The organism is Flagellimonas alvinocaridis (genome assembly GCF_965248585.1).
Classification (GTDB): Bacteria; Bacteroidota; Bacteroidia; order Flavobacteriales; family Flavobacteriaceae; genus Flagellimonas; species Flagellimonas alvinocaridis.
The window spans coordinates 495,973-520,669 of record NZ_OZ252111.1 but is presented as its reverse complement, the minus strand read 5'-3'; the positions used below and the strand labels follow the sequence as shown (position 1 = coordinate 520,669).

The 24,697-nt window shown below is 40.3% G+C and carries 27 protein-coding genes; 11 read left to right on the top strand and 16 right to left on the bottom strand.

Annotated features, from left to right (window positions below; translation table 11 throughout):
- Window positions 1-101 precede the first annotated feature (101 nt).
- Window positions 102-302 carry a helix-turn-helix domain-containing protein gene (locus ACP14V_RS02320; RefSeq protein ID WP_272610809.1) on the bottom strand — a complete coding sequence of 67 codons (201 nt, stop codon included), beginning with the start codon at window positions 300-302 and terminating at the stop codon, window positions 102-104.
- A 127-nt stretch (window positions 303-429) separates the two neighbouring features.
- Here ACP14V_RS02320 and ACP14V_RS02315 point away from each other — a divergent pair, with 127 nt between their 5' ends.
- Window positions 430-867 carry a hypothetical protein gene (locus tag ACP14V_RS02315; RefSeq protein WP_272610810.1) on the top strand — a complete coding sequence of 146 codons (438 nt, stop codon included), beginning with the start codon at window positions 430-432 and terminating at the stop codon, window positions 865-867.
- Window positions 868-968: 101 nt separating this feature from the next.
- On the opposite strand, the gene ACP14V_RS02310 is transcribed toward ACP14V_RS02315, so the two are convergent.
- The 12 genes from ACP14V_RS02310 to ACP14V_RS02255 form a co-directional block, all read right to left on the bottom strand.
- The gene (locus ACP14V_RS02310; protein WP_272610811.1) at window positions 969-1,652 is read right to left on the bottom strand and encodes an aspartate/glutamate racemase family protein; all 684 of its coding nucleotides are present in this window, start codon (window positions 1,650-1,652) and stop codon (window positions 969-971) included.
- A 172-nt stretch (window positions 1,653-1,824) separates the two neighbouring features.
- On the bottom strand, window positions 1,825-2,193 hold the full coding sequence (locus ACP14V_RS02305; protein ID WP_272610812.1) for a VOC family protein: 369 nt from the start codon (window positions 2,191-2,193) through the stop codon (window positions 1,825-1,827).
- A gap of 162 nt (window positions 2,194-2,355) precedes the next feature.
- Window positions 2,356-3,171, bottom strand: a complete 816-nt coding sequence (locus ACP14V_RS02300; protein ID WP_272610813.1) for an AraC family transcriptional regulator — start codon at window positions 3,169-3,171, stop codon at window positions 2,356-2,358.
- A gap of 65 nt (window positions 3,172-3,236) precedes the next feature.
- A complete protein-coding gene (locus tag ACP14V_RS02295; RefSeq protein ID WP_272610814.1) occupies window positions 3,237-4,157 on the bottom strand; it encodes an NAD(P)-dependent alcohol dehydrogenase in 921 nt (306 codons plus the stop codon).
- A 192-nt stretch (window positions 4,158-4,349) separates the two neighbouring features.
- Window positions 4,350-5,228 (bottom strand): carboxypeptidase-like regulatory domain-containing protein, encoded by an 879-nt coding sequence (locus tag ACP14V_RS02290; RefSeq protein ID WP_272610815.1) that lies wholly within the window; start codon window positions 5,226-5,228, stop codon window positions 4,350-4,352.
- Between the two features lie 162 nt (window positions 5,229-5,390).
- Window positions 5,391-5,843: a hypothetical protein gene (locus ACP14V_RS02285; protein ID WP_272610816.1), complete on the bottom strand. Its 453-nt coding sequence runs from the start codon at window positions 5,841-5,843 to the stop codon at window positions 5,391-5,393.
- A gap of 119 nt (window positions 5,844-5,962) precedes the next feature.
- Entirely contained in the window at window positions 5,963-6,583 is a 621-nt protein-coding gene (locus ACP14V_RS02280; protein WP_272610817.1) for a HEAT repeat domain-containing protein, read from the bottom strand.
- Between the two features lie 162 nt (window positions 6,584-6,745).
- The gene (dinD, locus tag ACP14V_RS02275; protein ID WP_272610818.1) at window positions 6,746-7,585 is read right to left on the bottom strand and encodes a DNA damage-inducible protein D; all 840 of its coding nucleotides are present in this window, start codon (window positions 7,583-7,585) and stop codon (window positions 6,746-6,748) included.
- A 178-nt stretch (window positions 7,586-7,763) separates the two neighbouring features.
- Complete coding sequence (locus ACP14V_RS02270; RefSeq protein WP_272610819.1) at window positions 7,764-8,657, bottom strand: TolB family protein; 894 nt, start codon at window positions 8,655-8,657, stop codon at window positions 7,764-7,766.
- A gap of 149 nt (window positions 8,658-8,806) precedes the next feature.
- Window positions 8,807-10,225 (bottom strand): hypothetical protein, encoded by a 1,419-nt coding sequence (locus ACP14V_RS02265; protein WP_272610820.1) that lies wholly within the window; start codon window positions 10,223-10,225, stop codon window positions 8,807-8,809.
- Between the two features lie 100 nt (window positions 10,226-10,325).
- Window positions 10,326-10,607 (bottom strand): helix-turn-helix domain-containing protein, encoded by a 282-nt coding sequence (locus ACP14V_RS02260; RefSeq protein ID WP_272610821.1) that lies wholly within the window; start codon window positions 10,605-10,607, stop codon window positions 10,326-10,328.
- Window positions 10,608-10,691: 84 nt separating this feature from the next.
- A complete protein-coding gene (locus ACP14V_RS02255) occupies window positions 10,692-10,991 on the bottom strand; it encodes a hypothetical protein (RefSeq protein ID WP_272610822.1) in 300 nt (99 codons plus the stop codon).
- Between the two features lie 241 nt (window positions 10,992-11,232).
- On the opposite strand from ACP14V_RS02255, the gene ACP14V_RS02250 reads away from it, so the two are divergent.
- Both ACP14V_RS02250 and ACP14V_RS02245 read left to right on the top strand, forming a co-directional pair.
- A complete protein-coding gene (locus tag ACP14V_RS02250; RefSeq protein WP_272610823.1) occupies window positions 11,233-12,525 on the top strand; it encodes an alpha-L-fucosidase in 1,293 nt (430 codons plus the stop codon).
- A 225-nt stretch (window positions 12,526-12,750) separates the two neighbouring features.
- Entirely contained in the window at window positions 12,751-12,978 is a 228-nt protein-coding gene (locus tag ACP14V_RS02245) for a hypothetical protein (RefSeq protein WP_136565440.1), read from the top strand.
- Between the two features lie 524 nt (window positions 12,979-13,502).
- Here the strand turns inward: ACP14V_RS02245 and ACP14V_RS02240 are convergent.
- Window positions 13,503-15,050: a glycoside hydrolase family 32 protein gene (locus tag ACP14V_RS02240; protein ID WP_272610824.1), complete on the bottom strand. Its 1,548-nt coding sequence runs from the start codon at window positions 15,048-15,050 to the stop codon at window positions 13,503-13,505.
- Window positions 15,051-15,141: 91 nt separating this feature from the next.
- On the opposite strand from ACP14V_RS02240, the gene ACP14V_RS02235 reads away from it, so the two are divergent.
- The 6 genes from ACP14V_RS02235 (at window position 15,142) to ACP14V_RS02210 (ending at window position 19,533) form a co-directional block, all read left to right on the top strand.
- Window positions 15,142-15,657 carry a rhodanese-like domain-containing protein gene (locus ACP14V_RS02235; RefSeq protein ID WP_272610825.1) on the top strand — a complete coding sequence of 172 codons (516 nt, stop codon included), beginning with the start codon at window positions 15,142-15,144 and terminating at the stop codon, window positions 15,655-15,657.
- Window positions 15,647-16,261, top strand: coding sequence for a TIGR04282 family arsenosugar biosynthesis glycosyltransferase (locus ACP14V_RS02230; RefSeq protein ID WP_272610826.1), 615 nt, complete (start codon window positions 15,647-15,649; stop codon window positions 16,259-16,261). The genes ACP14V_RS02235 and ACP14V_RS02230 overlap by 11 nt, the downstream gene beginning before the upstream one ends.
- Window positions 16,258-17,073, top strand: coding sequence for a purine-nucleoside phosphorylase (locus ACP14V_RS02225; RefSeq protein ID WP_272610827.1), 816 nt, complete (start codon window positions 16,258-16,260; stop codon window positions 17,071-17,073). The genes ACP14V_RS02230 and ACP14V_RS02225 overlap by 4 nt, the downstream gene beginning before the upstream one ends.
- Window positions 17,070-18,035 carry an arsenosugar biosynthesis arsenite methyltransferase ArsM gene (gene arsM / locus ACP14V_RS02220; protein WP_272610828.1) on the top strand — a complete coding sequence of 322 codons (966 nt, stop codon included), beginning with the start codon at window positions 17,070-17,072 and terminating at the stop codon, window positions 18,033-18,035. Before ACP14V_RS02225 ends, arsM begins: the two co-directional genes overlap by 4 nt.
- Window positions 18,036-18,101: 66 nt before the next feature.
- Window positions 18,102-18,839: a DUF547 domain-containing protein gene (locus ACP14V_RS02215; protein WP_272610829.1), complete on the top strand. Its 738-nt coding sequence runs from the start codon at window positions 18,102-18,104 to the stop codon at window positions 18,837-18,839.
- On the top strand, window positions 18,829-19,533 hold the full coding sequence (locus ACP14V_RS02210) for a TIGR04283 family arsenosugar biosynthesis glycosyltransferase (RefSeq protein WP_272610830.1): 705 nt from the start codon (window positions 18,829-18,831) through the stop codon (window positions 19,531-19,533). The genes ACP14V_RS02215 and ACP14V_RS02210 overlap by 11 nt, the downstream gene beginning before the upstream one ends.
- A 3-nt stretch (window positions 19,534-19,536) precedes the next feature.
- Here the strand turns inward: ACP14V_RS02210 and ACP14V_RS02205 are convergent, their stop codons facing one another.
- Both ACP14V_RS02205 and ACP14V_RS02200 read right to left on the bottom strand, forming a co-directional pair.
- Complete coding sequence (locus ACP14V_RS02205) at window positions 19,537-20,469, bottom strand: hypothetical protein (RefSeq protein WP_272610831.1); 933 nt, start codon at window positions 20,467-20,469, stop codon at window positions 19,537-19,539.
- Window positions 20,470-20,565: 96 nt separating this feature from the next.
- Window positions 20,566-21,585 (bottom strand): glycoside hydrolase family 113, encoded by a 1,020-nt coding sequence (locus ACP14V_RS02200; RefSeq protein WP_272610832.1) that lies wholly within the window; start codon window positions 21,583-21,585, stop codon window positions 20,566-20,568.
- A gap of 136 nt (window positions 21,586-21,721) precedes the next feature.
- On the opposite strand from ACP14V_RS02200, the gene ACP14V_RS02195 reads away from it, so the two are divergent.
- The gene (locus ACP14V_RS02195) at window positions 21,722-23,071 is read left to right on the top strand and encodes an NAD(P)/FAD-dependent oxidoreductase (RefSeq protein WP_272610833.1); all 1,350 of its coding nucleotides are present in this window, start codon (window positions 21,722-21,724) and stop codon (window positions 23,069-23,071) included.
- A gap of 9 nt (window positions 23,072-23,080) precedes the next feature.
- Window positions 23,081-24,685 (top strand): 4Fe-4S binding protein, encoded by a 1,605-nt coding sequence (locus tag ACP14V_RS02190; protein ID WP_272610834.1) that lies wholly within the window; start codon window positions 23,081-23,083, stop codon window positions 24,683-24,685.
- Window positions 24,686-24,697: the final 12 nt, after the last annotated feature.

Genomic DNA, 24,697 nt, shown 5'->3' with positions numbered 1-24,697 from the left:
ACAACTTGTTTATATGGATGTAAAATACATCTATATACACCCAAAATAGGAATAAAACTGATAATAAGTGTTGTTTTTTACTTCAGTAAAGGGCTGGCATCCTATCCATCAAAACCTTCAGCAAAAAATTCAGTGATGCTTACATTAAAGTAGGTAGAAATTCTTTTGATGGTGCTAAACTTTGGGTCCCATTTTCCAGTTTCTACACGTCCAAAATGGATTCCTGTATCATTGTAGGCGTCTTCTTGGGTAAGATTTCGAGCTTCCCTCAATGCCTTGATTCGTTTGGCTAGATCTTTCAAAAAATCAACATTTTGGTCGTCATTTTGCTCCATACGACAGCAATGTCAAAATTTTAGGCGGCGAAATTAATGACTTAAACGTCATTTTATGTATTTTTGAAGAATCCCATTCTTTAAATAATCTACTATGCCAACACCTTCCATTTTATCCGCCTTTGATCGCTTTCTCCACCAAAACTCCCCTGCCGCCTTGCACCTTAGCTTTGCCAACTTGGAAATCCATAACCACCAAAACGGGCAATTGCTGCAACGGGTACATAGGCCGCAGGGTCATGTGATCCTCCAGAAAACCCCACAAGAGGGCATGGCCCAAATAACGGTGCTGGACTATATGGTGTTCCCATTCTCCTTTCAATTTGCCATGCCCCGCGCCCAAGGGCCCCATGAGGGCCAAATGCTGCATCTGCCCCGCCCCCTGCACCAAGGCAATTGGTACGTGGACCATGATAAACTGCAGCTCTCCTTTTTCATAGATCCCCCGGACCCCTTTCTACGGCTACAGGTGACCCATGTGTACCAAGGCATACTGGTGCGCAACCGTTGCTGTGCCCCATGTTGTGGGTAACCCACAAAGCCAATATGTAGGTTTAGTTTCTTTCGTTTCTTTTTAAGTGTGTGTCTTGGTGCCCTGCACCAAACCTAATGATTAGTTGTTCCCAACGGATTTTATTTGTTCAGGGCAAAATTTACAATGCTTTCAACATGGATTTTTGTTGTGTCGAATACGGGAAAGTCAAAATCATTCTGATCAATGAGCATGGGTATCTCGGTACATCCCAAAATAATTCCTTCGGCTCCTCTTTTCTTTAATTCATTGGCATGCCGTATAAATTTCAATTTGGATTCCCCGCTTATTATTCCTTTTCCAAGTTCATTCTTTACAATATCTTGGATTTCCTCAATATCTCCTTTGTCCGAAGGAATGATGGTTTCAATTGTATATTCCTCCAGTTTATTTCGGTAAAAATCCATTTCCATGGTAAATTTTGTACCCAACAGTCCAACTTTCTGAAGTCCTTGTTTTTGTATTTCTTCGGCTGTGGCAGATGCAATATGGATAATGGGAACATCAATTTTCGATTGGATCTCGTCAGCAAACAAGTGGGCCGTATTGGCGCACAGGACAATGCAATCAACCTTATTCGAGATCAAACTGTTACAGGCCTTGAAAATAAGGTCGTAGGAGTTTGTCCATCCCCTATCTTGGATATCCGCAAAATTCAGGGAATACAGTATGCATTCAGCCGAGTTCAGTCCTCCCAATCTTTCGTTGATGCTTTGGTTAATATATGTGTAGTAGTCCAAGGTCGACGTCCAACTTATTCCACCCACCAATCCTATTCTTTTCATTTTTGATGTATTCTTTTTCTAGCTTGTTACCAAAGGTAAAGCTTAAAAAGCAGGCGGATTAACATTACTTCTAGTTTAACAAAATGCCCAGTTCAACAAAAAAACGGCTTGGGTTGCCCCCAAACCGTTATCGATTTTATCCATTTTGTGCGTTCGCTCTTTTATTTTCCTGTCAGTTTGGAGAATTAAGAGCCATCCTGTTTCCTTCAGAGTCAATAAAAAGGGCAAAGTATCCGCTGTCGTCCGCGTGGGCTGTTTTAGGGACTATCGTTTGCCCGCCATTTTTCTCTACCCTATCCAATACTACTTGGAGATTTTCCCCGGCGTTCAAGTACAGGGTCACTCCATCTGCCGATGGTTTATATCCGTCTGCTTGGATTATGACACCTGTTACCATTTGTCCTTCATAGGGCAATATTCCCATTTGCATACCATCAACATCCATTTTTTCTATGTTGATGTCCAACAGAGCTTCATAAAAATTAATAGCCCGCGAAATATCCGTTGCCGGAATCTCAAACATTGAAATATAACTTTTCATATCATTTACTTTTGAATTTGTATTGCACGAAATAAGGCATAGTGCAGAGACCATCGAAGCTAAAAGTATTCCTTTGACTGCCATTGGCGTGTTAGTTATTATCCAAGAGCAAAAGTAAATGTGGGCAAGAAGGCAAAATAGTAGAAATGCGACACCACAGACTTATTTGTAGAAAAGTGCGGATAGGGCCATATGTTCATTGTCCAAAAACTCCTTTGGCGTGATCCCAACAAAGTCTTTAAAATCTTTTATGAAATGGTTTTGGTCAAAATAGTCATTTTCGTAAGCAATCTCCGTCAATGTTTCTGATTTTTTGTTGAGCAACAAATGCAAAGTCGCTTGCAGTCTAATGGCCTTGCCCAGCTGCTTGGGACTAATGCCGATTTGTTTTCTAAAATGCCTTTCAAGCTTTCTTCTTTTTGAAATGTCTTCTTTTAAAATAGCATTTATAGGAGTCGCTCCGTTTGTTTTGAGCAGGGCATCAACGGTTGATTTCACGATAGTACTGACCGTATTCTTTTCGTTGAGCCGCTTTAGCAGAAAGCGTTCAACAATGGTAATCCGATGTTGTGTGTCGGTTGCATCCATCATTTGTTGTTCCAGTTCATAGGCTTCTTCTTGTCCAAAAAGTTCTGAAATGGGTGTTTCCTTGTCAACCAAGTTTTCAAGTGGTGTCTCTACGAAGTTTACAAATCCAATAGGATAGAAGCATATGGCAAACGTGTCAACATGACCAACAGGCAAAATGAAATATGATTTTGTCCGCTGCCCCATTAGCATTGCATTGGGGTGAAGGATAAAGTCATTTTCCGAAGTATATCTTCTGATCTTATCACCAAAATTGAAAGTCATTTCTATACAGCCGTCAGGAATAATTTTTTGCTTTTGGTTGTTTGGATCAAAAGGCACTTCCAAGGTCCAATAAAATTTGACTATGGACTCCAAGTCTTTATGTGGCTTATAGGTCTGGTAGTTCATTTATGCAATCTGTTTGCTGAAGTGACGGAACGGTTTAGGCTATGGGTAGTTGCTGGGTTCAGCAGTTAATTCAGTAAATCAATTATAACATTTCCCCTTTTTCTACCTGTGTCAACATATTCGTGGGCTTTTACTATTTCATCAAGTTTAAAGGATTTGTCAATAAAAGGCTTTAATGCTCCGTTTTCAGCCATATTTTTTATCAACTTAAGGTGTTCATCCTTCTCTTTTGTCAACATTTTAACCGAAACGAAAGCACCTCCGGTTTTTAAAACTTTTTTTACTTTCGCTTTTGTAGTTTTCCCAACCGCATCAAAAATCACATCAAACTTCTCACTGCCTTCAGAATAATCCTCTTTCTTATAATCCATAAGACTATCGGCTCCCAATGATTTTACCATTTCAAAATTCGAAGTACTGCACACCCCCTTTACGCTTGAACCTTTTTGATTAGCAATCTGTACAGCGTAGCTTCCAACACTTCCGGAAGCACCATAGATCAATACGGTTTGGCCTTTTTTTAAATTGGCTTTCTCCAAAAGATACATTGCCGTCATTGCTCCGATCGGTAATGCCGCCGCTTCCTGGCAGGTCAAGTTTTCCGGTTTCAATGCAACAACACCATGTTTCCACTTTTGGGGAAGGCAAATATATTCGGCATACGACCCTGAACTTAGCATTGTAGTGGTGCCGAATACGCTATCGCCAACATTGAATTTAGTAACACTTTTCCCCGTTTCTTCCACTATTCCGGCCAATTCATGTCCCAAAATTTTCTTTTTGGGTTTAAAAAGTCCAAAAACCAACCTGGCCGGAAGCCAGAATAAAGGTGGGAAATCAGAGCTGCGAAGTCTAACATCCCCGGAAGTAACCGTGGCTGCATGTATTTTTACCTGGATCTCATCATCTTTTGGTTTTGGTCTTTCCATATCCTTTAATGTAAGGACTTCTGGCGGGCCATATTTTTCATAAACTACTGCTCTCATATTTGTTTTTGGTATTCTGGAAATGACACACAACTTGTTCATAGAAACGCAAAACACACCCCACACACCCCACACACCCCAAAATATAAATAAAACCGATCATTGCATAGCAATGCCCAGAGGCACCAGACCGCAAGATGCCATCTTGCAGGAGTAGAGCAATGGATTATAGCCATTGTTGTAAGCCATTTTTTATTCACACATCGCATTCAGATAGAAACTTAAATTTTGTCCGCCTTTATTCCAACTGTCCATTGCTTTTTCTCTAAAATACGCTGTATGAGTTGGTGAACTAGCAGTTGAAATGGCAAAGTATTTACTTTTATCATCCGCTTTTACACTTTCGAGCCATTGTATAGTAACGGCAATTTCTTCTACTTCTTCTTTTAAATAAATCTCGTATGGTTCTAAATCAACTTTAAACCAACCTAAAAAATTGTCCTTGATTTCAAAAATGATATTTTTTTGGACCTTTAAATCTGTTGGAAGACCATTTTCTATCTTATAGAAATTTACTCTGAACTTTAGAGATTTGAAATCATTAGAAGTAATATTGAAGTTCAAATCTTTAATGTGACAGTTTTTCCTTATTTTGAATTTCATTCCTCGTTCTTTGCTCAAACGGTCATCAACACCTTTTTCATAGTAGGAATAAAAATTCGAGTGCATCAATCCGAGTCCTTTGGATGTTCTTCCAATTTTCTTGGACTTTAATTTAATTTTTTTTGAGGTTATAACAACTTCATCCAATTCCGTATTCTGAGGTTGCAACAAAACAGTTCTTTTATGATTGCTCAATTCAGAGACCAAATACTTTTTGGTTTTAAAACCTATATACGAAAAAACGACAGTATCTTTTGGTGTTGTATTTTTATTTAAGTCAAGTTTGAAAAGTCCATTTTCATTGGAGACTGTTCCGACCGTTTTATTTGCAATTCCAATATTCACATACGGCAAAGGTTCATTGTTTTCAAAATTCTTCACTTCGCCTATAATTTGTTTGATTTGGCAATATCCAATATTTATAGTATTGAGGGTTATAATCAATATAATTGCTGAAAATCTATTCATTTTCGAGGTTTTCTTAAATGGCTTACAACTTGTTTATATAAATACAAAACACATCCCCACACCCCCAAAATAGAAATAAAACCGATCATTGGTGTTGTTTTATGGCGAAGTAACATCTCGCAGGAGTAGGGCAATGAATTATAGCCGGTGTTAGCACAAGTATTATTTATTCCATTTCTGTACTAAATCATTCAATTTCTCAGAGACGTAGAAGTGCTTAAATTCCTTGAATCCATTTGATTTTTCTAAATCCTTAGAGTCGAAATATCCAATCGGAATTTTTCCTTTGTCAACTGGGTAAATGAACAAATTCAGTACTTCTCCATCTTTCCATATTTTCAGTGTCAGTAAGCTCCGCTTTCCTTCCGCATTGTATTTTATTTTCTTGAAGTAATTTGTTGAGTCCAAGAAAAAATTAGAAAGCAGGATGACTCTTTCCTTTTCTAAAATCCTATTTGGGTTTACAGTTCCACGTTTTTTAATTACTATGCTATCCAAATTCGAAAAGTCAAAACTTGGGAATTCCTGAGGTTTTCCATCTGAATTATTTTTTACAGGATTTAGACAAGAACTCACTGAAATAACAAGAAATAATAAAAGTAATGGTTTGGTCATATTTGTGCTAACGGTCTAGTGTATGATTAGTTGCGGACTTTTCCAACGGAAAATGTCCGCCTGACTCTAAAGATAATTGATTGCAGGAATTTCCTGGTGGAAATTCCGACCGCAATTAATTATACATCCTGCTGCCCACTGTTTTTCTTTTTTAGTTTCCTCAAAGCTCTTTCCTTCGCTTTAAACTCATATTTACCTTTTTCGGCCTCAATTTTTTCAATTATTCCAATAGCAGCAGTATTACCCAATTTTCCAAGTCCATCCAGAGCATGTCCTCTAACTTTTTTGTCAGCCAGTCCTTCCAAAAGGACTTTGTAGGCCTCCTGGTTTTTAATTTTAGGAAGAGTTTTAAGAAAAAGCATTTGTCTTGAAGTCCCAAGCGCAGAGTTTTTGCAAATTTTAATGATTTCAGGATACGATTCTTTATCATCAATTTCGCAAAGTGTATTTCCAACTGCCCAAAGAAATAATTCAGAATACTTTTTGTAATCGTAAAACATTTGTACTAAAAAGGGAGCCACTTTTTTTATTCCTTTTTCAGAAAGGGCACGTACAATCATTTCCTTTTCATTTTCCTGCACTTCGGGCAGATATTTCAGAAGAATTTCAACATACGGCTTTGAAGAAATCCTAGTATTAACCAAAGTATCAATGGGAACACCACTGAAATTAATAAATTCATGATTGGGTAATCCCAATTTTTCTAACTCCTTATTTAGTTCTTGATATTCTGGAGACATTTTTCAAATAACAGCCAACTTGTCCATAGAAACATAAAACACATCCCTACACCCCCAAAATAGGAATAAAACCGATCATTGGCATTGTTTTTTGCCGAAGTAATGAACATTGCCGAAACAGGGGAAGGGCCAACAATGAATTATAGCCATGGCTGACGTGCGTTATTTTAATTTATCAGGGTTTTTACCTAACTTTTTTGGCTCAGAATTTACCCTCCGTTCAAGTTTTTTAATATCCTCCTCAGCAGGTAATTCTTCTGGCTTTATTCCTCTTTTTAGAAGGATACTTCTAACTCCTCTATTGTTCGTAATATGTTCTGTTGATATTTGTCTTTCAGAAGTCAATCCTTTTTCTTTCGTATTGAATACGGTTATTTCTGTTGCAAAATCTTTCGCTTTTATAGTAATTGTAGGTAAAAAATCGGCTAAGGCCCTTCCTTTTGGAACACCAAGTTGGTTTTTCATTTGTTGGGTTGATTTTCCAAATAATGCTTGGTCGCCTTTACTTCTTATGATTCCGAAATTTCTATCGTTTCCAGTTTTTTCATAAATAAGTTCAGATAACTCTTTTTCTGACAAAGTAAGTTTTTGACGAGCTTGAAGTCGTTCCCAATCTTTAATTCGTTTTTCAATTACTTCCAGTTTTCTAGTCTGGACTGCAAAATAATTTTGAGCAAAAGCAATTTGTTCTTTTCTTGGGTCACCATTTTGAGCAACTAAATAACAGGCGTATCTAGTAAGCATTATATCCTCTATTTCTCGCTCTGTTCCAGAGCCAATCCTAACCATTTTGTTGACGTCAACAAAATGGTCTAAAATGTTATTTCCAGTTGCCTCGCACGATGTTTTAGCTTTTACGATTACCTTTTGAAAATTTCTCCATTCAGAATATCCCAAAAGTTGCTGTATATCTCTAGCAAACCAGAATTCAATACCATTTTCAGTAGTTTGAGAATGGTCTTCAAAGTTGTTTGATAATGATTTTATAATTTCGGATTTCATTCTGAATGTTTAAATATTTTAGTTCGTTTTTTTAATGCACCACAACCTGTTTACAAAGCACATCCCTACACCTCAAAATAGGAATAAAACCGATCATTGCATAGCAATACCCGGAGGCACCAAACCACAAGATACCGTCTTGCAAGGGCAGGGCAATTACGTATAGCCATTGTTGGCATTAGTTATTTTTTATTTCGGATTCTATATTTACCCATTTCACTTTCCAATTCTTTTCTAGATACTCTCCAGTTGTATAAAAAAGAAATTTGTTGTCAGGTGTAACATATGGATTTCCTTGCCCTTTGTTATTAATTTTGTCATTCAATTTTTTAGTGTCTATCCATTTGCCCTTTCCATCATTATAACTTATCATCAAGTCAAGTTCATTTCCAATTGAGGCAAAAATTAAATAGTCTTCTTTTGGGGAAACATATGGTGTGCATTTTCCAGCGTTGGGATTCATCGAGATTATAGTTTTTTCTGCGTTTTCAAATTTCCCATTCACTTTTTTTGAATGATAAATATCCATTTCACTATAATCCAAATTACTTGTGTGAAAATATAGAGTTTCCGAATTTGTAATTGTTGGATGCGAAACCAATTTGTCTCTTAAATTTGGAATATCAACAAAAATAGGTTCTTTCCATTCTCCATTAATTTTGTCAGATTTCCAAATATGCCAAGTTTCAAAAACACCTTGAATATTTGTCGGTCTTGTTGAACTAAAATAGATAGAATTTCCATCAGGTGAAAAACTCATTCCGTGTTCGTTATATTTACTGTTGAAAAATGCTCTCTTTGGTTCAGACCAACTTCCGTTTTTATTTTTTATTACGAAAACATCAAATTTTTCGAAGCCCTTATCTGAAATAGTAAAATAATATTCTTTTAAGTCAGGGCTAAACGTTCCCTTATGAATAAGTTTATTTTTAGGAACTAAATTTTGCTTGAATTCAAAAGGTATATTATTCGGAATTTCGTCATCTAAAAAATTCATTTTGGTATTATCATTTTCATTTCTGCAACTCAAAAAGACAATTGTAAATAGTAAGATGATTTTGAGTTTGTTCATTTCTCTAATTAATGCCAACGGTCTCGGCTATGATTTCGTTGTGGAATCATCCGCAGGATTATTCCGCTTATGAAATCAGCCGTATTTTATGTTATTATTTCCTTTTTTGCAGTAAAGCCACAATGAATTAGAGCCAATGCTAGCAACAGTTATTTTATATCTGGCAACTTTATTAAGTCTCCTAATTGGTTTTTTATTTCTATTCTGCATAATTCGGCAAATTTCATATCATCAGATTCTTTGATATATCTACTGACTAAAAATAAATCAGCAGTATTTATTAGTCCGATTTTTTCTCTTCTTGCGCCGGTTTTACATTTTTCAGTAAAGTCCAACTTTCTTTTGTTTGGCTCTACTAGTCTTTGCGGATTTCCAAAAAGTAAGCCGAATGCCTTTTCTCCAACAGTTTCTTTTTCAAAGTCAGCATTAAGTCCATCCAATAATTGTCTGAATTTAGATACATCAATATCTTTATTGTCTTTGCCTTCACACTCTCCGATAAATCTGTCTCCTTCAGGTGATATAATTATTTGGTCTAATTCAAGTTCTCCATCATCATAATTCTCTGCTTTATACCCCAAGATTTTTAGAGCTAAAACAACAGCTTCTTCTAGAGGTTTACCTGTTTCAAAAAGTAAATCTTTTAACTTTTCTTGCTCATCAAAAACTTGAGATAAATTTTCATTTTCTTCAAGCCTCTTTTCTATTTCTCGTTTGTTTTTATCAATTATTTTCTTTGTTTCTACTGCTTCAAGTATTTGGTAACTTTTTTTGTCAACCCAATTGGGTTTAGGTGACTTTTGACTCCCTTTTGATAGAACTTTATCAATTTCTGCTAAACAGTTTATAAAAATTTTTCCTTTGGTAATTGCTTCCTTTGTCCAAAATTCTTCATCAGTCTCTTTTTCATATCTAGTGAATGATGGTATATCTAATTTTAGATTTGGCAAAAAAATTACATGTCCTTCTTTGACTTTTAAGGTTGCTCCTAAAATTCTATCTTTCTTTTTAGTTGTGAATGAAGGTTTTTCGATTTTTTCACTGACCAAATATGTTTCAAAAGTGAAGAAGTCTTTAAATTGATTTATAATATTCTTGTAAGTAGTTGATTCTGTATAAACACTTTTACCAGTTGCAGAATAGTATTCTATTTTGGAAAAAGGTAAAAATTCATAATTGCTTAGTGGCGCAACGTGATTTGTCGTTTTTTGATTTCTACCTGTGCCACTTATATCTTTTGTTCCGGTGTAAATAAAGAAATCTTGTTTTTTACAGAGTACAACAAATAAAGTTCCACCTTTTTCAACAAAGTTCAATAGCTCTTTTTTCCAATGCTTAATATGTTCAAGCATTTTAGCAGAAGATTCTTTATTGTAAAGTTTTTTCCCTTCATATTCTTCATGTCTTCTATTAAATCCACCACTATTGTAACTTGAATAGGAAGTGGTACTTAAATCTGGTGAAAATACTGCAATGTCTGTTTCTGAAAGTGAACTGTTGCTATCAATACTCAAATAATCATCATTTTCAGATGGTATTGTAAATCCAATTCCTTTTATTTCTTTCATTTACAATTTGCTTTTAATTGTAGGCAACTCGTTCTTAGAAACTTTAAACACATCCCCACACCCCCAAAATAAGCATAAATACCCTGATAATCAGGCTAGCTTATTTTCCAAGATCAAAAAGCTCTTCAATACCAATTTCAAGAGCTTTGGCAATTTTGCGGAGTTGAAGAAGATTGGCTGCTCGCTCACCACGCTCTATTCTACCTATCATATTTTCATGGACCTTGGCCTCAAAAACCAAATCAGCTTGGGTCATCCCTTTTTCTTTGCGTAAGCGACGTATCCGCGCACCAAATTTCAGGAGGTACTGTTCTTCTTCTTTTGTCAAGTCTTTCAGCATAGCAGCAAATTGCCCATTCCCAAAATCGAATAAAAACACCATATGGTGTTATTTTGTGATATTTTACCTACCTTCCGTCTATAAAATCCCCAAATCCTATAATCTACTATGCCAACACCTTCCATTTTATCCACCTTTGACCGCTTTCTCCACCAAAACTCCACTGCCCCCTTGCACCTTACCTTTGCCAGCTTGGAAATCCAAAACCACCAAAACGGGCAATTGCTGCAACAGGTGCATAGGCCGCAGGGCCATCTGATCCTCCAGAAAACCCCACAAGAGGGCATGGCCCAAATAACGGTGCTGGACTATATGGTGTTTCCCTTCTCCTTCCAATTCACCATGCCCCACGCCCAAGGGCCCCATGAGGGCCACATGCTGCAGCTGCCCCGCCCCCTCCACCAAGGCAGTTGGTATGTGGACCATGATAAACTGCAGCTCTCCTTTTTCATAGATCCCCCGGACCCCTTTCTACGGCTGCAGGTAACCCATGTGTACCAATACATACTGGTGTGCAACCGTTGCTGTGCCCCATGTTGCGGGTAACCACCAACATTAGGGTTTAGTTTCTTTCGTTTCCTTTCAAGTGCGTATCTTAGCGGACCACACCAAACCTGATGACCCAATGAAGTTTTTTACAACCTGTTGTTTCCAAATCTTAGGCTGTATGTTGTTATTGCTGCCTATTTCCCTACACGCCCAAGAAGAAGTCCTTAACCTGAACAAACCGGAAAGGGAAGCTTGGTTTTCCGAGCAAGGTTTTGGCATGTTCATCCATTGGAGTGTGGATGTGGAACTGGGCTCCGTGATCAGCCACTCCCTTGTTGGGGCATCGGAAGATTACACCAAACGCTATTTTGAGGAGCTTCCAAAGACCTTCAACCCCAAGGCATTTGACCCCGAAAATTGGGCCAAACTGGCCAAACTGGCCGGGATGCGGTACGTAATGTTCACCACCAAGCACCATAACGGCTTCTGTATGTACGATACCAAGACCACGGACTACAACATCATGAACACGCCCTTTGGGCGGGATGCCACCCGCGAGGTCTTTGATGCGTTCCGAAAAGAAGGCATTGCCATTGGCGTATATTTTTCCCCGGACGATTTTCATTTTTTATATGAGCAGGGCGTTACCATCAGTCGGGTAGATCCCAAGGCCAAGGCTTCTGGAAACCCAGAACTCAATGCTTTTGCCAAAAAGCAGTTGCGCGAACTGTTGAAGAACTACGGTAAGGTAGACCTGATCTTTCTGGACGGCATGGAGCAATATGCCGAGACCGAACTGGCCAAGGTGGCCTGGTCCATGGACCCGGACATTGTAGTGACCCGCGGCGTAATGCACACCCCGGAACAGAACACACCCAACGAACCCATGCCCGCCCCTTGGGAGGCTTGCTACACCATGGGTACCCAATGGCAGTACAAACCCACCAACGAGACCTATAAAAGTGGTACGGATATTATTGAACAACTTATTGAGATCAGGGCTAAAGGCGGCAACTGGTTGCTGAACGTGGGCCCAAAACCGGATGGCTCATTGCCCATTGAACAGGAAGAGCGCCTTCGCGAAGTGGCCCTTTGGCAGTTTGTGAACGGGGAGTCCATCCATGAGGTGGAATCCTGGGGTGTGATCCGCGAAGGGAACATCTGGTTCACCAAAAAGAAGAACCAGAATACCGTTTATGCCTTTATCACCAAAGAGGCCATGCCCTTTGGGAAACGGAAGGCATTTACCCTAAATTCCGTAAAGGCGGGTCCCAATACCAAGATCAGCGTTTTGGGACAAAATGGAAAAGTGTTGGAGTACGCCCCGAACACGGACCCAGCTCCCAAGATCTTGTCCACGGAAGGTGGTCTTACCATAAGTGTGATGCGATCGCAACGCCTCTACAACGACCAGACCTGGCCCAATCCTGTGGTGGTGAAAATAGAAGGGGTGGAGTTCCAAAATCCGTAGAAGACCGGAACGCATTCCATACTAGTGAGCAACTGCGTTGACACGGGTCCAATCACTTTAAAAAGCTGTTTTTCACCCGTCCACGTTTTTGAAACTTAGAAAAAAAAGTTAAAGCGACTTTTTTCTCTTAAGGTTTTCATAAATACAAAAATCGAATGGTATTATAAGCACAAACTATAAAACAAACCCTTATATTTAGCCAATTCAGATTAATTTTAAACAAAAATGACTCAAGAGTTACTTACAAAGGCCCAAGAGTTTGAAAACAGACCTCTGAGCCACATGTCCACAAGCGATAGGGTTGAAGCTTCCAGGGAAGCCAAACAGCTTATATTATCCATTAATGAGATCTATAAAAAGACCAAAGATTCCAAATTGATGGAAGTGATGAAAAATCTGACCCTTAAAAAGCAAAAAATTGAAAAGCGTCTTAAAGGAACCCCTTTGGTTTAAGGTAAGGTTTCCTGATAAGGCAGGAATGGGGCCGTAGGCAAAAAGCTTACGGCCCCATTTCTTTTATTTTTGATTCCGACCCACACCACATCAAGGTAACTTTCTGGTTTTCAGAAAAAAACGAAACAAAAACCCACTACCTTCCATTCCTTTCCTTTCTGATTTTCAAAAAAATAGGGGCTGGTTTTTCCATTTACAAAGCAATTTGCACCAATTATATCCCATTTGTTGCCATAAATAAAATTGTGAATTGTAGGGACATTGCTTTTAGTACTTTCGGTGACAGAACATCTCAACCAAGAACAAACACTATTGCAAAATGAACACTGTAGAAGTAAAACTGGGTTACCTTTTCTGGTATTTTGTCATTGCCATTTCTGTAGTTTCCCTTATTAGCAGTCTATACAATTATATCAGTTAAGCTATACTAAACACCATTCACGAAAATTCCCAATTAGAAAATGTAGTCTCTCCAAAGGGTATCTTTTTTAGGATGCCCTTTTTTATTCCCCGTCATCAAAAATTCACCAAATGGTTTGCATGGTTTCTATGCCTTCCAATAAAATGTCTTGCCCACTTTGCCCATTGGATATGATTAAGATGGTATAAGGTGCGGTTGGGAAAATTTGGTCGGTCATCACCCAAAGCCCTTCATTTATAAAAACCTCAACAGACGACCTGTCCAAAAAGATACTTAGCTCCAGCTCCCCTACCTTGGAACAATCCAATGGCATTTGGTGATGCTTATTGCCAAACTCTTGTTGAAATTCAACCTGTCCTGAATTGGTCCGATCCAACCTAAACATATTGGTAATGGAATCCATGGACAACACCAATGCTTCATCTAAATGGTTCTTAAAAGTGATGCTGAAGTCCTTGCAAGCTGTTCTTAATTTGATTCGGGATTGGTTCAGTCCATCTAAAACCACCTCCCTTTTTCCACCTGATGGAACCCTTACATCTTTTGCCATCATTTCTGCAGTCAATCCATCTACTTGCTCCAATGGGAAGTTTTTCAAGGCATATTCCTCTCCCATTTTTACCAACGACAGTTTTCTGGGCAAGGTCATGGCACTTCTCCAAACTTGGGTCGGTGTATCCCTGGCATAATCCCAGTTGCTCATCCACCCTATAAATATTCGGTCACCGTTGGGTACATTATTATAGGTGAACCCAGCATAATTGTCCGTTCCATAATCCAACCATTTTGCCTCTTTCTGATCTGAAGTGAATTTCTCCCCATCAAAATCCCCAACAAAATACTGCGTACCACTCCCTCCATTGGGTGCTCCCGGATTTATACTGGTGATCAACACCCATTTTTCCTCATCAGTGCCCTCTACAGGCAATTTAAAAAGGTCCGGGCACTCCCACACACCGCCATGCGCACCCTGATTTTTTCCAAAATCACTGAGATACTCCCATTCCCTCAAATTTTCCGATGCATAAAACTTGGCATGGTCCCCTGCCACCAAAGCCAATATCCATCGCTTTGTGGATTCGTGCCAAAAAACCTTGGGATCTCTAAAATCCTTTATTCCCTCATTGCCAATAACCGGATTTCCTTCGTACTTGGTCCATGTATCCCCATTGTCCAGACTGTACGCAACGCCCTGGGTCTGAAAATCGGTCCTGCCCTCTTTTTCTCCTTCCATAGAGTGATAGGTGAAAATAGCCACCAAGGGTGTTTCACCATTCTTGGCAAAACCCGAAGTATTGTTACGGTCTACCACGGCACTTCCTGAAAAAATAAGGCCATGCTCATCCGGATACAAGGCAATAGGCTTGTGTTCCCAATGTACCATATCCTTACTAACCGCATGCCCCCAATGCATAGGTCCCCATACAATATCATCTGGATAATATTGATAAAAAAGGTGGTAGACCCCCTCGTGGTATACAAGTCCGTTGGGGTCGTTCATCCACATCTTGGGAGGTGAAAAATGGTATTGGGGGCGGTATTGCTCCTTATACACTTGAGGTTCTTGCCCTTCATCAACCTTCTTTTTCCTTGTTTCCTTACAGGCCATAAAACCTGCCAAAAAAACACATACGACCATTGCTTTTTGCATCGGATTGGATTTTGTTCATGAATATTCCTTTAAGTTAATCATAATAATGAATGAAAATTTAAAGGCTATCTTTGGATTACATCCAAAATCCATGAAGCATTACCTACATCTTCTTCTTTTTTTGGCCCTCAGCATGGTTTCCTGTGCGCAATCCCTTCCCGATGTACTTAAAAAGTACAATGACGACACGGTGGCATACATCCAAGTAATGGAATTGGACACAACAGGTCCTATTGTTCTTTTGGATGCACGTGAACTCGAAGAGTTTCAGGTTAGCCACATAAAAGATGCCGTATATGTTGGCTATACCGATTTTGATATAAAGTCCACACAAGAAAAAATCCCGGACCCCAATACCCCGCTAGTGGTTTATTGTTCCATTGGCGTGCGCTCTGAAGATATTGCCGAACAACTCATTACTGTCGGGTACACAAACGTTAAAAATCTATACGGTGGAATTTTTGAATGGAAAAACCAAGGTCGCCCAGTAGTTGACCAAACCCAGAAACAAACAGAAAAAGTACATGCTTTTAGTAAGTATTGGGGACGATTTTTGACCAATGCCGAAAAAGTGTACGCCAACAAAAGTAACACACATGGGCAGTAGCCTTCTCATAATTCTCACCAGAAACCCTGAACTTGGCAAATGCAAGACCCGTTTGGCAGCCAAGGTTGGAGATAGGGCCGCACTAGACATATACAAGTTCTTACTCCTCCATACCATTTCTTTTACCCAGAATCTAGATGTTGATAAATGGGTTTTATATTCAGAGTCCATTTGGGTTGACGATATTTGGAACAACCATATCTATACAAAAAAACTGCAACGCGGTCCTGATTTGGGGACACGCATGTTAAACGCTTTTGAAGAAGGTTTCAAGGCTGGGTTTAAAAAAATCTGTATTATTGGAAGTGATATGTACCACCTCTCCCAAGCCAATTTGGAAGAGGCTTTTTCCAGATTGGACGACCATGATTTTGTGGTAGGACCTGCGGAAGATGGAGGGTACTATCTTCTTGGAATGACCACCTTGAAAAAGGAATTGTTTCTGAACAAAACATGGGGAACAAATACTGTTCTCTCGGATACATTAAAGGACTTAAGGGCTGATTCTGTTTTTTTACTTTCCGAAAAAAACGATGTGGACCATTACGAAGACATAAAAGATATTGAGGCTTTTCAGCCTTTTTTAAAACATATGAAAAAATGACCCAAGCACAACTTGACGAATCTGTTGATTATTTAATAAAACGAGGGTTTGAAGCCCCTGAAATTGGAATTGTACTGGGCACAGGACTAGGGCAATTGGTAGATAACATTGAAAATCCGGTTGAGGCCCACTACAACCATATTCCCCATTTTCCTTTGGCTACAGTGGAGTTTCATTCAGGAAAACTGATCTATGGAACCATATCCGGCAAAAAGGTCGTGGTCATGCAAGGGCGTTTCCACTTATATGAAGGATATGATTTTGTGGATATCACCTACCCCATTCGGGTGATGCACCTTTTGGGCATAAAAAAACTCTTTGTGTCCAACGCGGCTGGGGCAGTGAACCTTGACTTTAAAAAAGGGGACATCATGCTCATCGAGGACCACATTAATCTTCAAGGGGGATCTCCACTGGCTTTTAAGGGTGTTTCCGAATTTGGAGACCGTTTTGTGGACATGAGCGAACCCTACGATGCGGACATGCGCAAAAAAATTGAGAACATCGCCAACAAAAATGGAATTTCCCTCAAAAAAGGAGTCTACGCTTCAGTAGTGGGACCACAACTGGAAACCAAGGCGGAATATCGCATGTTGAAAATTTTAGGGGCAGATGCCGTAGGAATGAGTACCGTACCAGAAGTAATTGTCGCCAATCATTTACGACTACCCATTGTAGCGGTATCTGTTTTAACCGATGAATGCGACCCTGAAAACCTTCAACCCATTGACATTCAGGAAATCATAGCCGTCGCCAATAGAACAGAACCAAAAATGATACAATTGTTTAAAGAATTGATACTGGAAATATGAGTTATTTAGATGCCACCCAAGACCTCTATAAAGAGGCAGCACTTACCCCAGACGTTGGACTTTGCTGTACCACCAATCCCATTTGGCAGTTCCCGGGACTGTCCATTCCCAAAATTATGCAGGAGATGAACTACGGATGCGGAAGCACCGTTTCCGCGCAAGATTTGGTGAACGACCCCAAAATTCTATATGTAGGCGTTGGTGGCGGAATGGAATTGCTACAGTTCTCCTATTTCTCCAGACAAAAAAGCGGGGTCATAGGTGTAGATTCCGTGGATGAAATGTTGGAAGCTTCCCGAAAAAACTTTAAGGTGGCCGAAGCGGAAAATGATTGGTTCAAAAGTGAGTTTGTAGACCTCGTAAAAGGTGATGCATTAAACCTGCCCGTAGCCGATGAAAGTATTGATGTTGCAGCCCAAAACTGTCTGTTCAACATCTTTAAAATGGAAGATTTAAAGAAAGCCGTTGCAGAAATGTACCGGGTCCTCAAACCCCATGGCCGTTTGGTCATGAGTGACCCCATCTGCGAACAGCCCATGAACGACACCCTAAGGAACGATGATAGGCTTCGAGCACAATGCCTAAGTGGCAGCATCCCCTTGAAAGATTACGTAAAGGTCCTGACCGATGCCGGTTTCGGCACCATTGAAATACGGGGCCGCAGGTCGTACCGAGTCTTGTCGCCCAACCACTATCCCACGGATGAACTCGTCTATATCGAGTCTATTGAAATTGCGGCCATTAAAGACCCAATGCCAGAAGATGGACCTTGTATGTTTACAGGAAAAACGGCCATCTATTATGGAAACCAAGAGTATTTTGATGATGGAAAAGGCCACGTGCTCCTTCAGAACCAACCTTTGGCCGTATGCGACAAGACCGCAACCGCTTTGGGCAGTGCATCGGATGAAATCCATATCAGTGAAAGTACTTGGCACTACAACGGAGGCGGGTGCTGCTAATATGACTCATGGAATCGCTGCTTTTGGAAATTGCACTTTTCAAAAACAGTTTACATCTTTTTGGATATGAACAGTGTTTTGCACATCGTTTTAGGGTTGATTCTGATTTGTTGCGGCGGAAAGAACGTAAAAATTGAGCATCAAGAAACATCAAACCCTTCATCACACACCCTTTGGAACACTTTGGTGCAACAGTATGTGGATAAAGATGGAAATGTAGATTATAGCAGCTTTCAAAAAGAGGCATCCCAATTGAATGGCTATTTGGAAGAACTTTCAAAAAGCCCACCAGGTTCCTCTTGGACCAAGAACGAAAAACTGGCCTATTACATCAACCTGTACAATGCCGGGACCGTGAAACTTATCGTGGACCATTATCCAGTGGAAAGCATCAAGGATATTCCCAACCGTTGGGACAAAGAATGGATCAAGGTGGGAAACGATGTACTATCATTAAATGATATTGAGCATAAAATCCTTCGTAAAATGAATGAACCCCGCATCCATTTCGCCATTAATTGTGCTTCTTATTCCTGCCCAAAGTTGCTCAACACCGCTTTTACCGCTCAAAATTTAGAGGAACAGCTTCAGCAAACGGCTTTTGATTTTATCAATGACCCCAAACGGAACCGATTTGAAGGCAATACTGCCTATTTATCCAAAATTTTCAAGTGGTACAAAGGTGATTTCACTGAGAATGGGTCGCTTCAGGAGTATATCAGTTCCTATTTGGACAAACCCATTATCAAGGATACCAAAATTGATTATTTGGAATATGATTGGAGCTTGAACGATGCCAAATAAACCTCAAACCTTAAGTATTATTATTCCTGTGCTCAATGAAGCACCGCATATTGGCAATTTACTCACATACCTTTCAAAGAATTCATCCCCACATTTGATATCGGAAATAACCTGTGTGGATGGTGGCAGCACGGACAATACAAGTGCTATTGCCAAAAAACATGGTGCAAGGGTCATACTTTCAGAGAGAGGGCGTGCCGTTCAAATGAACCTTGGAGCCAAACATGCCCAAGGCAGTGTACTCTACTTTTTACATGCAGACACTTTTCCTCCTAAAGATTTTGACCAAATTGTCCTCAAAGCCACCGAGAAAGGGCATAAGGCAGGGTGTTTCCGGATGAAATTTGACACCAAAAATCGTTTTTTGGGGTTCTTTGCCTGGTTTTCGCGCATCAACCATATCCTGTGCAGGGGTGGGGATCAATCCTTATTTGTGCAACAAGCACTTTTTAGCCAACTGGGCGGGTTCAATGAAACTTATAAAATTTATGAGGATACGGAATTTATATCGAGAGTATACAGACATGACCAATTTATGGTTTTGCCGCACTATGTAGTCACATCGGCCAGAAAATACCATGAGGTGGGATGGTTTAGATTGCAGTTTCACTTTGCCATGATCCACCTAAAAAACTTTTTCGGTGCAGGACCCGAAGAACTACATCGGTATTACAACAAAAATATCCTGACCTAAATTTTATTCATTGATTTCCAGATCAACATAATCGTTCATAATGCCATTGGTAAGCACATTGACGAACTTTTTTCTATCCAGTTGCATCGCAATTTTTTCCTTGGATTTTTTAGATGCGTTTTCTAAGGTGATAAGACTTATGGCTGGTAGAATATTTCGAGCGAGATAGAGATTTTCCTTGTCCTCAAAAATCAAATGGACATCTTCATACGTGCGGTTTGAAACACTGTTCTTTTTGAACACGTTCTCAATATTATTGGCCAAACGCTGTCCCTGCTCACTCTTATTGTAATGGTACACAGCCACATCTGTATTGCTTCCAGCAATTACGTCAACTGCACGTATCACAATAACCCTTTGGTATTTGCCTGTGTTTTGAATATAACGCTTATTAATGGCTTCAATATAATTTCCCATTTGCTGCATTTCGGTCAGCGGCTCATCCAACTCAGGGGAATCCGGAATTCCTTGTCCCAAAATATAGACTTGGGCTCCGTGAACCATCAATTCTGCGGCCAAACTCTCCGTAACACCTTTTGCATACCCATTATTTATATCTTTCTTATCCTCAACAATGAGATAATACACGGCATTTTTTAAGGTTTCACTTTTCAAGGACATTTGTGCCAACTCTGAATCAAAAATGGGTTCTTCAACACCATCTTTGGACTGCACCACCACCCCGGTTTTTTTAAACGAATCTTCAGCCCGTGGCACTTCATAGCCTACACCCACTTGTAGCAGACTGCCATTCTTTATTTTTTCAGAATTCAATTTGATGAACTCTTCATAATGTTTGACAGGATCTAACCCCTGCTTTCTCAAGAGCGAAAAAATTCCGTCCCCGGGTTGGGCAACTACGGTGTAATGGTCCTCTTGCGCCAAAATAACAGAGCAAGCACAGACCCAGAAGAATAGGGTTGGCATTAATCTCATAACTGTAATTTTTTGGGGAAGGGTGCATTACAAATATGGCAAAAAAACAGCTACGATTGCGATTGGTTAGGGGAAAATTCTTAACAATTCTTTTCTTTAACCTTGAGGGTTCAATTTCTTAATCCGGGCATAGTGTTTTCGTATCACCGATTCTGCAGGTTTGTTCTGGGGCGTAAACCTATTATCGGCATGCCCTCCAGCCCTATCATGGTGTATAAACCATTTCCAGACAAACCCTCCGGCAAACCAATCCTCGTCCCAAAACTCATCAAAAATCATCTGGGTGGCCTCTGCCTGTGCCTCAAGATTTACCTCCATTTGGTTTCGGTCCACCAGCCAAGGTTTTTTTCCTGTATAATCCATACTACGGTATCCAAACTCTGTAAAAAGAATAGGTTTTTCAAACTTTTCGGATAACGCTTTTAATTGCTTTTTCCATGGTTGCCAACCACTTTTCAATTGCTCTTGGGAAGGCTCCCGATGCTCAGATAATGGAAAATATGCATCCACCCCAATAAAATCCAACTGATTCCAAAATGGGGTTCGTGTGTACTCGTCCCAATTGGCCGCATAGGTAAGCTTGCCCTTATAAATATGTTTAACCTGAATAATCAAATCTTGCCAAAATTGAGGTCGGTTCTTTACAAACTCTTCCAGTTCGGTACCAATGCAATACATATCGCATTGGGTTTCCTGGGCCAGTTCCGCAAAAGCCAGAATGAACTTGGCATACGCACCCTCCAAAGCCTTCCAGTCCGCTTCGGATTGCATGACCATATCCCCTGTGAACGCTCCACGCCAAATCCAAATTTGGGGTTTCAACATCACTTTTATACCATTCTTATGCAACATCCCTATATACTGCTTGGCCCCCTGTTTGGTTTCACCATACCATTGTCGTTCCGTATCAAATACCAGTTCCGGAGATTGCAAATCCTTAATAAAACCAAAGGGCATTACCGCTGCATAGTTGGCATGGATATCCAATACAGGATTTACATGGGCCTGCAACACCTCTTCGCGAGACCCCACAAAACTTATCCCATTGATCTTATCTCCTTTTTGTCCACTGCAAGAAAGAAGGGCAAACCACAATAGAAAGGCAAATTGTTTCATGTATTTTGGAATGTACAGTCCTAAAAATAATCTTTTTATCTGTTGGGTCTTGTTAATTAAAACCTTTCTAAATTAACCCAAAGGGTTAAGTTCCTATCTTTAAAAACGACACAATAGCCACAATCAATCTAATCCTATGGAGAACATTGTCATTATCGGGAATGGAATAGCTGGAGTGACCGCAGCGCGGCATATCCGCAAACTTTCCGATAAACGTATCATCATCATTTCTGCGGAAACCGACCATTTCTTTTCAAGAACGGCCCTCATGTATGTGTATATGGGCCATATGAAGTTTGAGCACATTCAACCCTATGAAGATTGGTTTTGGGAAAAGAATCGGATAGAATTGGTGCGTGGCTACGTTACCCAAGTCAATACCGAAGAAAAAAAACTTATCCTTGACAACGTAAGCTCCCTACATTACGACAAGCTCATCATTGCCACAGGCTCCAAACCCAATAAATTTGGTTGGCCCGGACAGGATCTTCATGGAGTCCAAGGGCTTTATTCCAAACAAGATTTGGACCTTTTGGAAGTAAACGCCCCCAACAAGAATGTCTGTAAAAGAGCTGTAATAGTTGGTGGTGGATTGATTGGCATTGAATTGGCGGAAATGCTCCGAAGCAGGGATATTCCCGTTACTTTTTTGGTAAGGGAAACCAGTTTCTGGAACGGGGTTTTGCCTGAGGGCGAATCGCAGATGATCAATGAACATATCTTGGAGCACCATATCGACCTTCGATTGGGCACCAACCTCAAAGAAATTGTTTCGGATGAAAATGGGAGGGTAAAATCCGTAATCATCGCCGACACCAATGAAGAAATCCCATGTAATTTGGTGGGCCTTACCGCAGGGGTCACCCCCAATGTTGATTTCCTAAAAGATTCCGGCATTGAACTGGGACGAGGTGTAAAAGTGAACCGTTTCCTAGAAACCAATATCAAAGATATTTATGCCATTGGCGATTGTGCCGAACAACATGAGGCCATTGGCAACCGTAGGCCCATTGAAGCAGTTTGGTACACCAGTCGCATGATGGGCGAAACCTTGGCTCAGACCATTTGCGGGAACCGGATTGCCTATAATCCAGGGCATTGGTTCAACTCCGCCAAGTTTTTGGACATTGAGTATCAAACCTATGGATGGGTATTTTCCGAGCGGAGAAAGGAAACCCATGAGATGCATTTCCACTGGCGACACCCAGAGGAAAAAATCTGCATTACGATTGCTTTTCACCAAGATTCCAAGCAATTTTTGGGCATCAATACCTTTGGTATCCGAATGCGCCATGAAGTATTTGACCGTTGGCTCAACGAGGAACGCACCGTGGATTTTGTCCTGGAACACTTGGCGGATGCCAATTTTGACCCGGAATTTTATAAAAAGTATGAACCAGATATAGTTTCCAAGTACAATATTGATTTCGGAACCTCCATCAAACCTAAAAAGAAAAGTTTAAAACGCATATTCCAAATTACCTAAGCCCATAGTATGAGCACGTACAACAGAAGCATGGCCCTTACCGGCCAACCGCCTAAAAATATTACCCGAAACCAAAAATTCGCCACCTTGGTAGGGATGTTTGGTTTGGCCGTGATGCTATTGGCCGCCTTTAATGTCTCTTTCCCCAACAAGACACTATGGCTGACCATTTCCCTTTCCGCACTGTTCACGGGTATTCTCTGGTTTTCATGGGAAGCCTATTCCCAAAAACTGCCCGGTATTAAAAACGATGGGGTATGGTTCAAATCCATTTCCAATAAAGGGCTTTGGGGTTGGATTGCGGGAATTGCCCTTACTGGATTCTACATCGTCCTCTATTTTTATCCCGAATATTTGGGATTAGCCAGCAAAGGCAATAACAAAGGGGTGATTGCCCTGTTCGACCCACTTAGCAAAGCCTTGAGCGGGAACCCGGCCAGCCAATGGTTTGTGTATGGAACACTCTACACCGTGGCCATTTTGGCCTTTGGGATCAAGTTTTTGTGGAAATACCGACACAATCGCTACGAAAGGTTACGAACATTAAGTGTGATGTTCTTCCAAACGGCTTTTGCTTTTATCATTCCCGAATTGATGGCCCGTTTGAATGGTGATAAACTATTAAATGGTGGCAGTCTGCCCTACTACGACCTTAAAAACGTATGGCCCCTCAATTACTATAATTTTGAAGGCTATCGCATCAAAGGTTTTTTAAGTTCTGGGGATATTGGATTTGCACTTTTGATTTTTGGTATTCTTTCCATCTTTGTGATTACACCCATCCTCACATACAAATACGGAAAACGTTGGTACTGTTCTTGGGTTTGTGGATGCGGCGGATTGGCCGAGACTGCTGGGGATTCTTTCCGACAGCTCAGTGACAAATCTGTAAAGGCATGGCGGATTGAACGTTGGGTCGTACACAGCGTAGTAGTTTTTGTGACTCTCATGACCACGGCTGTCATCTATTCCTATTTGGGAACGGATACGAGCAAGTACTGGCTCACCAAAAGCACCTTTTTAATCGGTGTGGCCACTTTTTTGACCTTGGTTTTTGGTTGGGTAATGCTCTTTAAAAGGGAACAGCTTCAAAAAGATGCCCAATATGGAGCCCTAGGTTATTTTATCATCATTATGGCGTTGATCGGATTCCATTTTTTTAGTGGGGAGGGGCATGTATTCCTGTTCAAATCTGAAACCCTTCGTAAATCCTATTCATTTTTGATCGGCAGTATTTTTTCCGGAGTGATCGGAACCGGGTTTTACCCCATTTTTGGAAACCGGGTCTGGTGTAGGTTTGGCTGTCCCATGGCCGCCATACTTGGTTTTCAACAACGCTTGTTTTCCCGATTCCGCATTACCACCAATGGAGGCCAATGCATCTCTTGCGGCAATTGCTCCACCTATTGCGAAATGGGTATCGATGTCCGTGCCTATGCCCAAAAAGGGGAGAATATTGTCAGGTCTAGTTGCGTAGGATGTGGCATCTGCTCAGCTGTTTGCCCAAGGGGAGTGCTAAAATTGGAAAATGGCCCACAAAAAGGACGTATAGACAGCAACCAAGTGTTGTTGGGGAATGATGTTGACCTTATGGACTTGGTGAACCAAAAATAATTCCCATTGGAT

Bases quoted from the DNA above. Each gene is read 5' to 3' on its own strand.
- ACP14V_RS02315 (WP_272610810.1), top strand. From the start codon at position 430: ATGCCAACACCTTCCATTTTATCCGCCTTTGATCGCTTTCTCCACCAA.
- ACP14V_RS02310 (WP_272610811.1), bottom strand. From the start codon at position 1,652: ATGAAAAGAATAGGATTGGTGGGTGGAATAAGTTGGACGTCGACCTTG.
- ACP14V_RS02305 (WP_272610812.1), bottom strand. From the start codon at position 2,193: ATGAAAAGTTATATTTCAATGTTTGAGATTCCGGCAACGGATATTTCG.
- ACP14V_RS02300 (WP_272610813.1), bottom strand. From the start codon at position 3,171: ATGAACTACCAGACCTATAAGCCACATAAAGACTTGGAGTCCATAGTC.
- ACP14V_RS02295 (WP_272610814.1), bottom strand. From the start codon at position 4,157: ATGAGAGCAGTAGTTTATGAAAAATATGGCCCGCCAGAAGTCCTTACA.
- ACP14V_RS02290 (WP_272610815.1), bottom strand. From the start codon at position 5,228: ATGAATAGATTTTCAGCAATTATATTGATTATAACCCTCAATACTATA.
- ACP14V_RS02285 (WP_272610816.1), bottom strand. From the start codon at position 5,843: ATGACCAAACCATTACTTTTATTATTTCTTGTTATTTCAGTGAGTTCT.
- ACP14V_RS02280 (WP_272610817.1), bottom strand. From the start codon at position 6,583: ATGTCTCCAGAATATCAAGAACTAAATAAGGAGTTAGAAAAATTGGGA.
- dinD (WP_272610818.1), bottom strand. From the start codon at position 7,585: ATGAAATCCGAAATTATAAAATCATTATCAAACAACTTTGAAGACCAT.
- ACP14V_RS02270 (WP_272610819.1), bottom strand. From the start codon at position 8,657: ATGAACAAACTCAAAATCATCTTACTATTTACAATTGTCTTTTTGAGT.
- ACP14V_RS02265 (WP_272610820.1), bottom strand. From the start codon at position 10,225: ATGAAAGAAATAAAAGGAATTGGATTTACAATACCATCTGAAAATGAT.
- ACP14V_RS02260 (WP_272610821.1), bottom strand. From the start codon at position 10,607: ATGGTGTTTTTATTCGATTTTGGGAATGGGCAATTTGCTGCTATGCTG.
- ACP14V_RS02255 (WP_272610822.1), bottom strand. From the start codon at position 10,991: ATGGTCCACATACCAACTGCCTTGGTGGAGGGGGCGGGGCAGCTGCAG.
- ACP14V_RS02250 (WP_272610823.1), top strand. From the start codon at position 11,233: ATGTTGTTATTGCTGCCTATTTCCCTACACGCCCAAGAAGAAGTCCTT.
- ACP14V_RS02245 (WP_136565440.1), top strand. From the start codon at position 12,751: ATGACTCAAGAGTTACTTACAAAGGCCCAAGAGTTTGAAAACAGACCT.
- ACP14V_RS02240 (WP_272610824.1), bottom strand. From the start codon at position 15,050: ATGCAAAAAGCAATGGTCGTATGTGTTTTTTTGGCAGGTTTTATGGCC.
- ACP14V_RS02235 (WP_272610825.1), top strand. From the start codon at position 15,142: ATGAAGCATTACCTACATCTTCTTCTTTTTTTGGCCCTCAGCATGGTT.
- ACP14V_RS02230 (WP_272610826.1), top strand. From the start codon at position 15,647: ATGGGCAGTAGCCTTCTCATAATTCTCACCAGAAACCCTGAACTTGGC.
- ACP14V_RS02225 (WP_272610827.1), top strand. From the start codon at position 16,258: ATGACCCAAGCACAACTTGACGAATCTGTTGATTATTTAATAAAACGA.
- arsM (WP_272610828.1), top strand. From the start codon at position 17,070: ATGAGTTATTTAGATGCCACCCAAGACCTCTATAAAGAGGCAGCACTT.
- ACP14V_RS02215 (WP_272610829.1), top strand. From the start codon at position 18,102: ATGAACAGTGTTTTGCACATCGTTTTAGGGTTGATTCTGATTTGTTGC.
- ACP14V_RS02210 (WP_272610830.1), top strand. From the start codon at position 18,829: ATGCCAAATAAACCTCAAACCTTAAGTATTATTATTCCTGTGCTCAAT.
- ACP14V_RS02205 (WP_272610831.1), bottom strand. From the start codon at position 20,469: ATGAGATTAATGCCAACCCTATTCTTCTGGGTCTGTGCTTGCTCTGTT.
- ACP14V_RS02200 (WP_272610832.1), bottom strand. From the start codon at position 21,585: ATGAAACAATTTGCCTTTCTATTGTGGTTTGCCCTTCTTTCTTGCAGT.
- ACP14V_RS02195 (WP_272610833.1), top strand. From the start codon at position 21,722: ATGGAGAACATTGTCATTATCGGGAATGGAATAGCTGGAGTGACCGCA.
- ACP14V_RS02190 (WP_272610834.1), top strand. From the start codon at position 23,081: ATGAGCACGTACAACAGAAGCATGGCCCTTACCGGCCAACCGCCTAAA.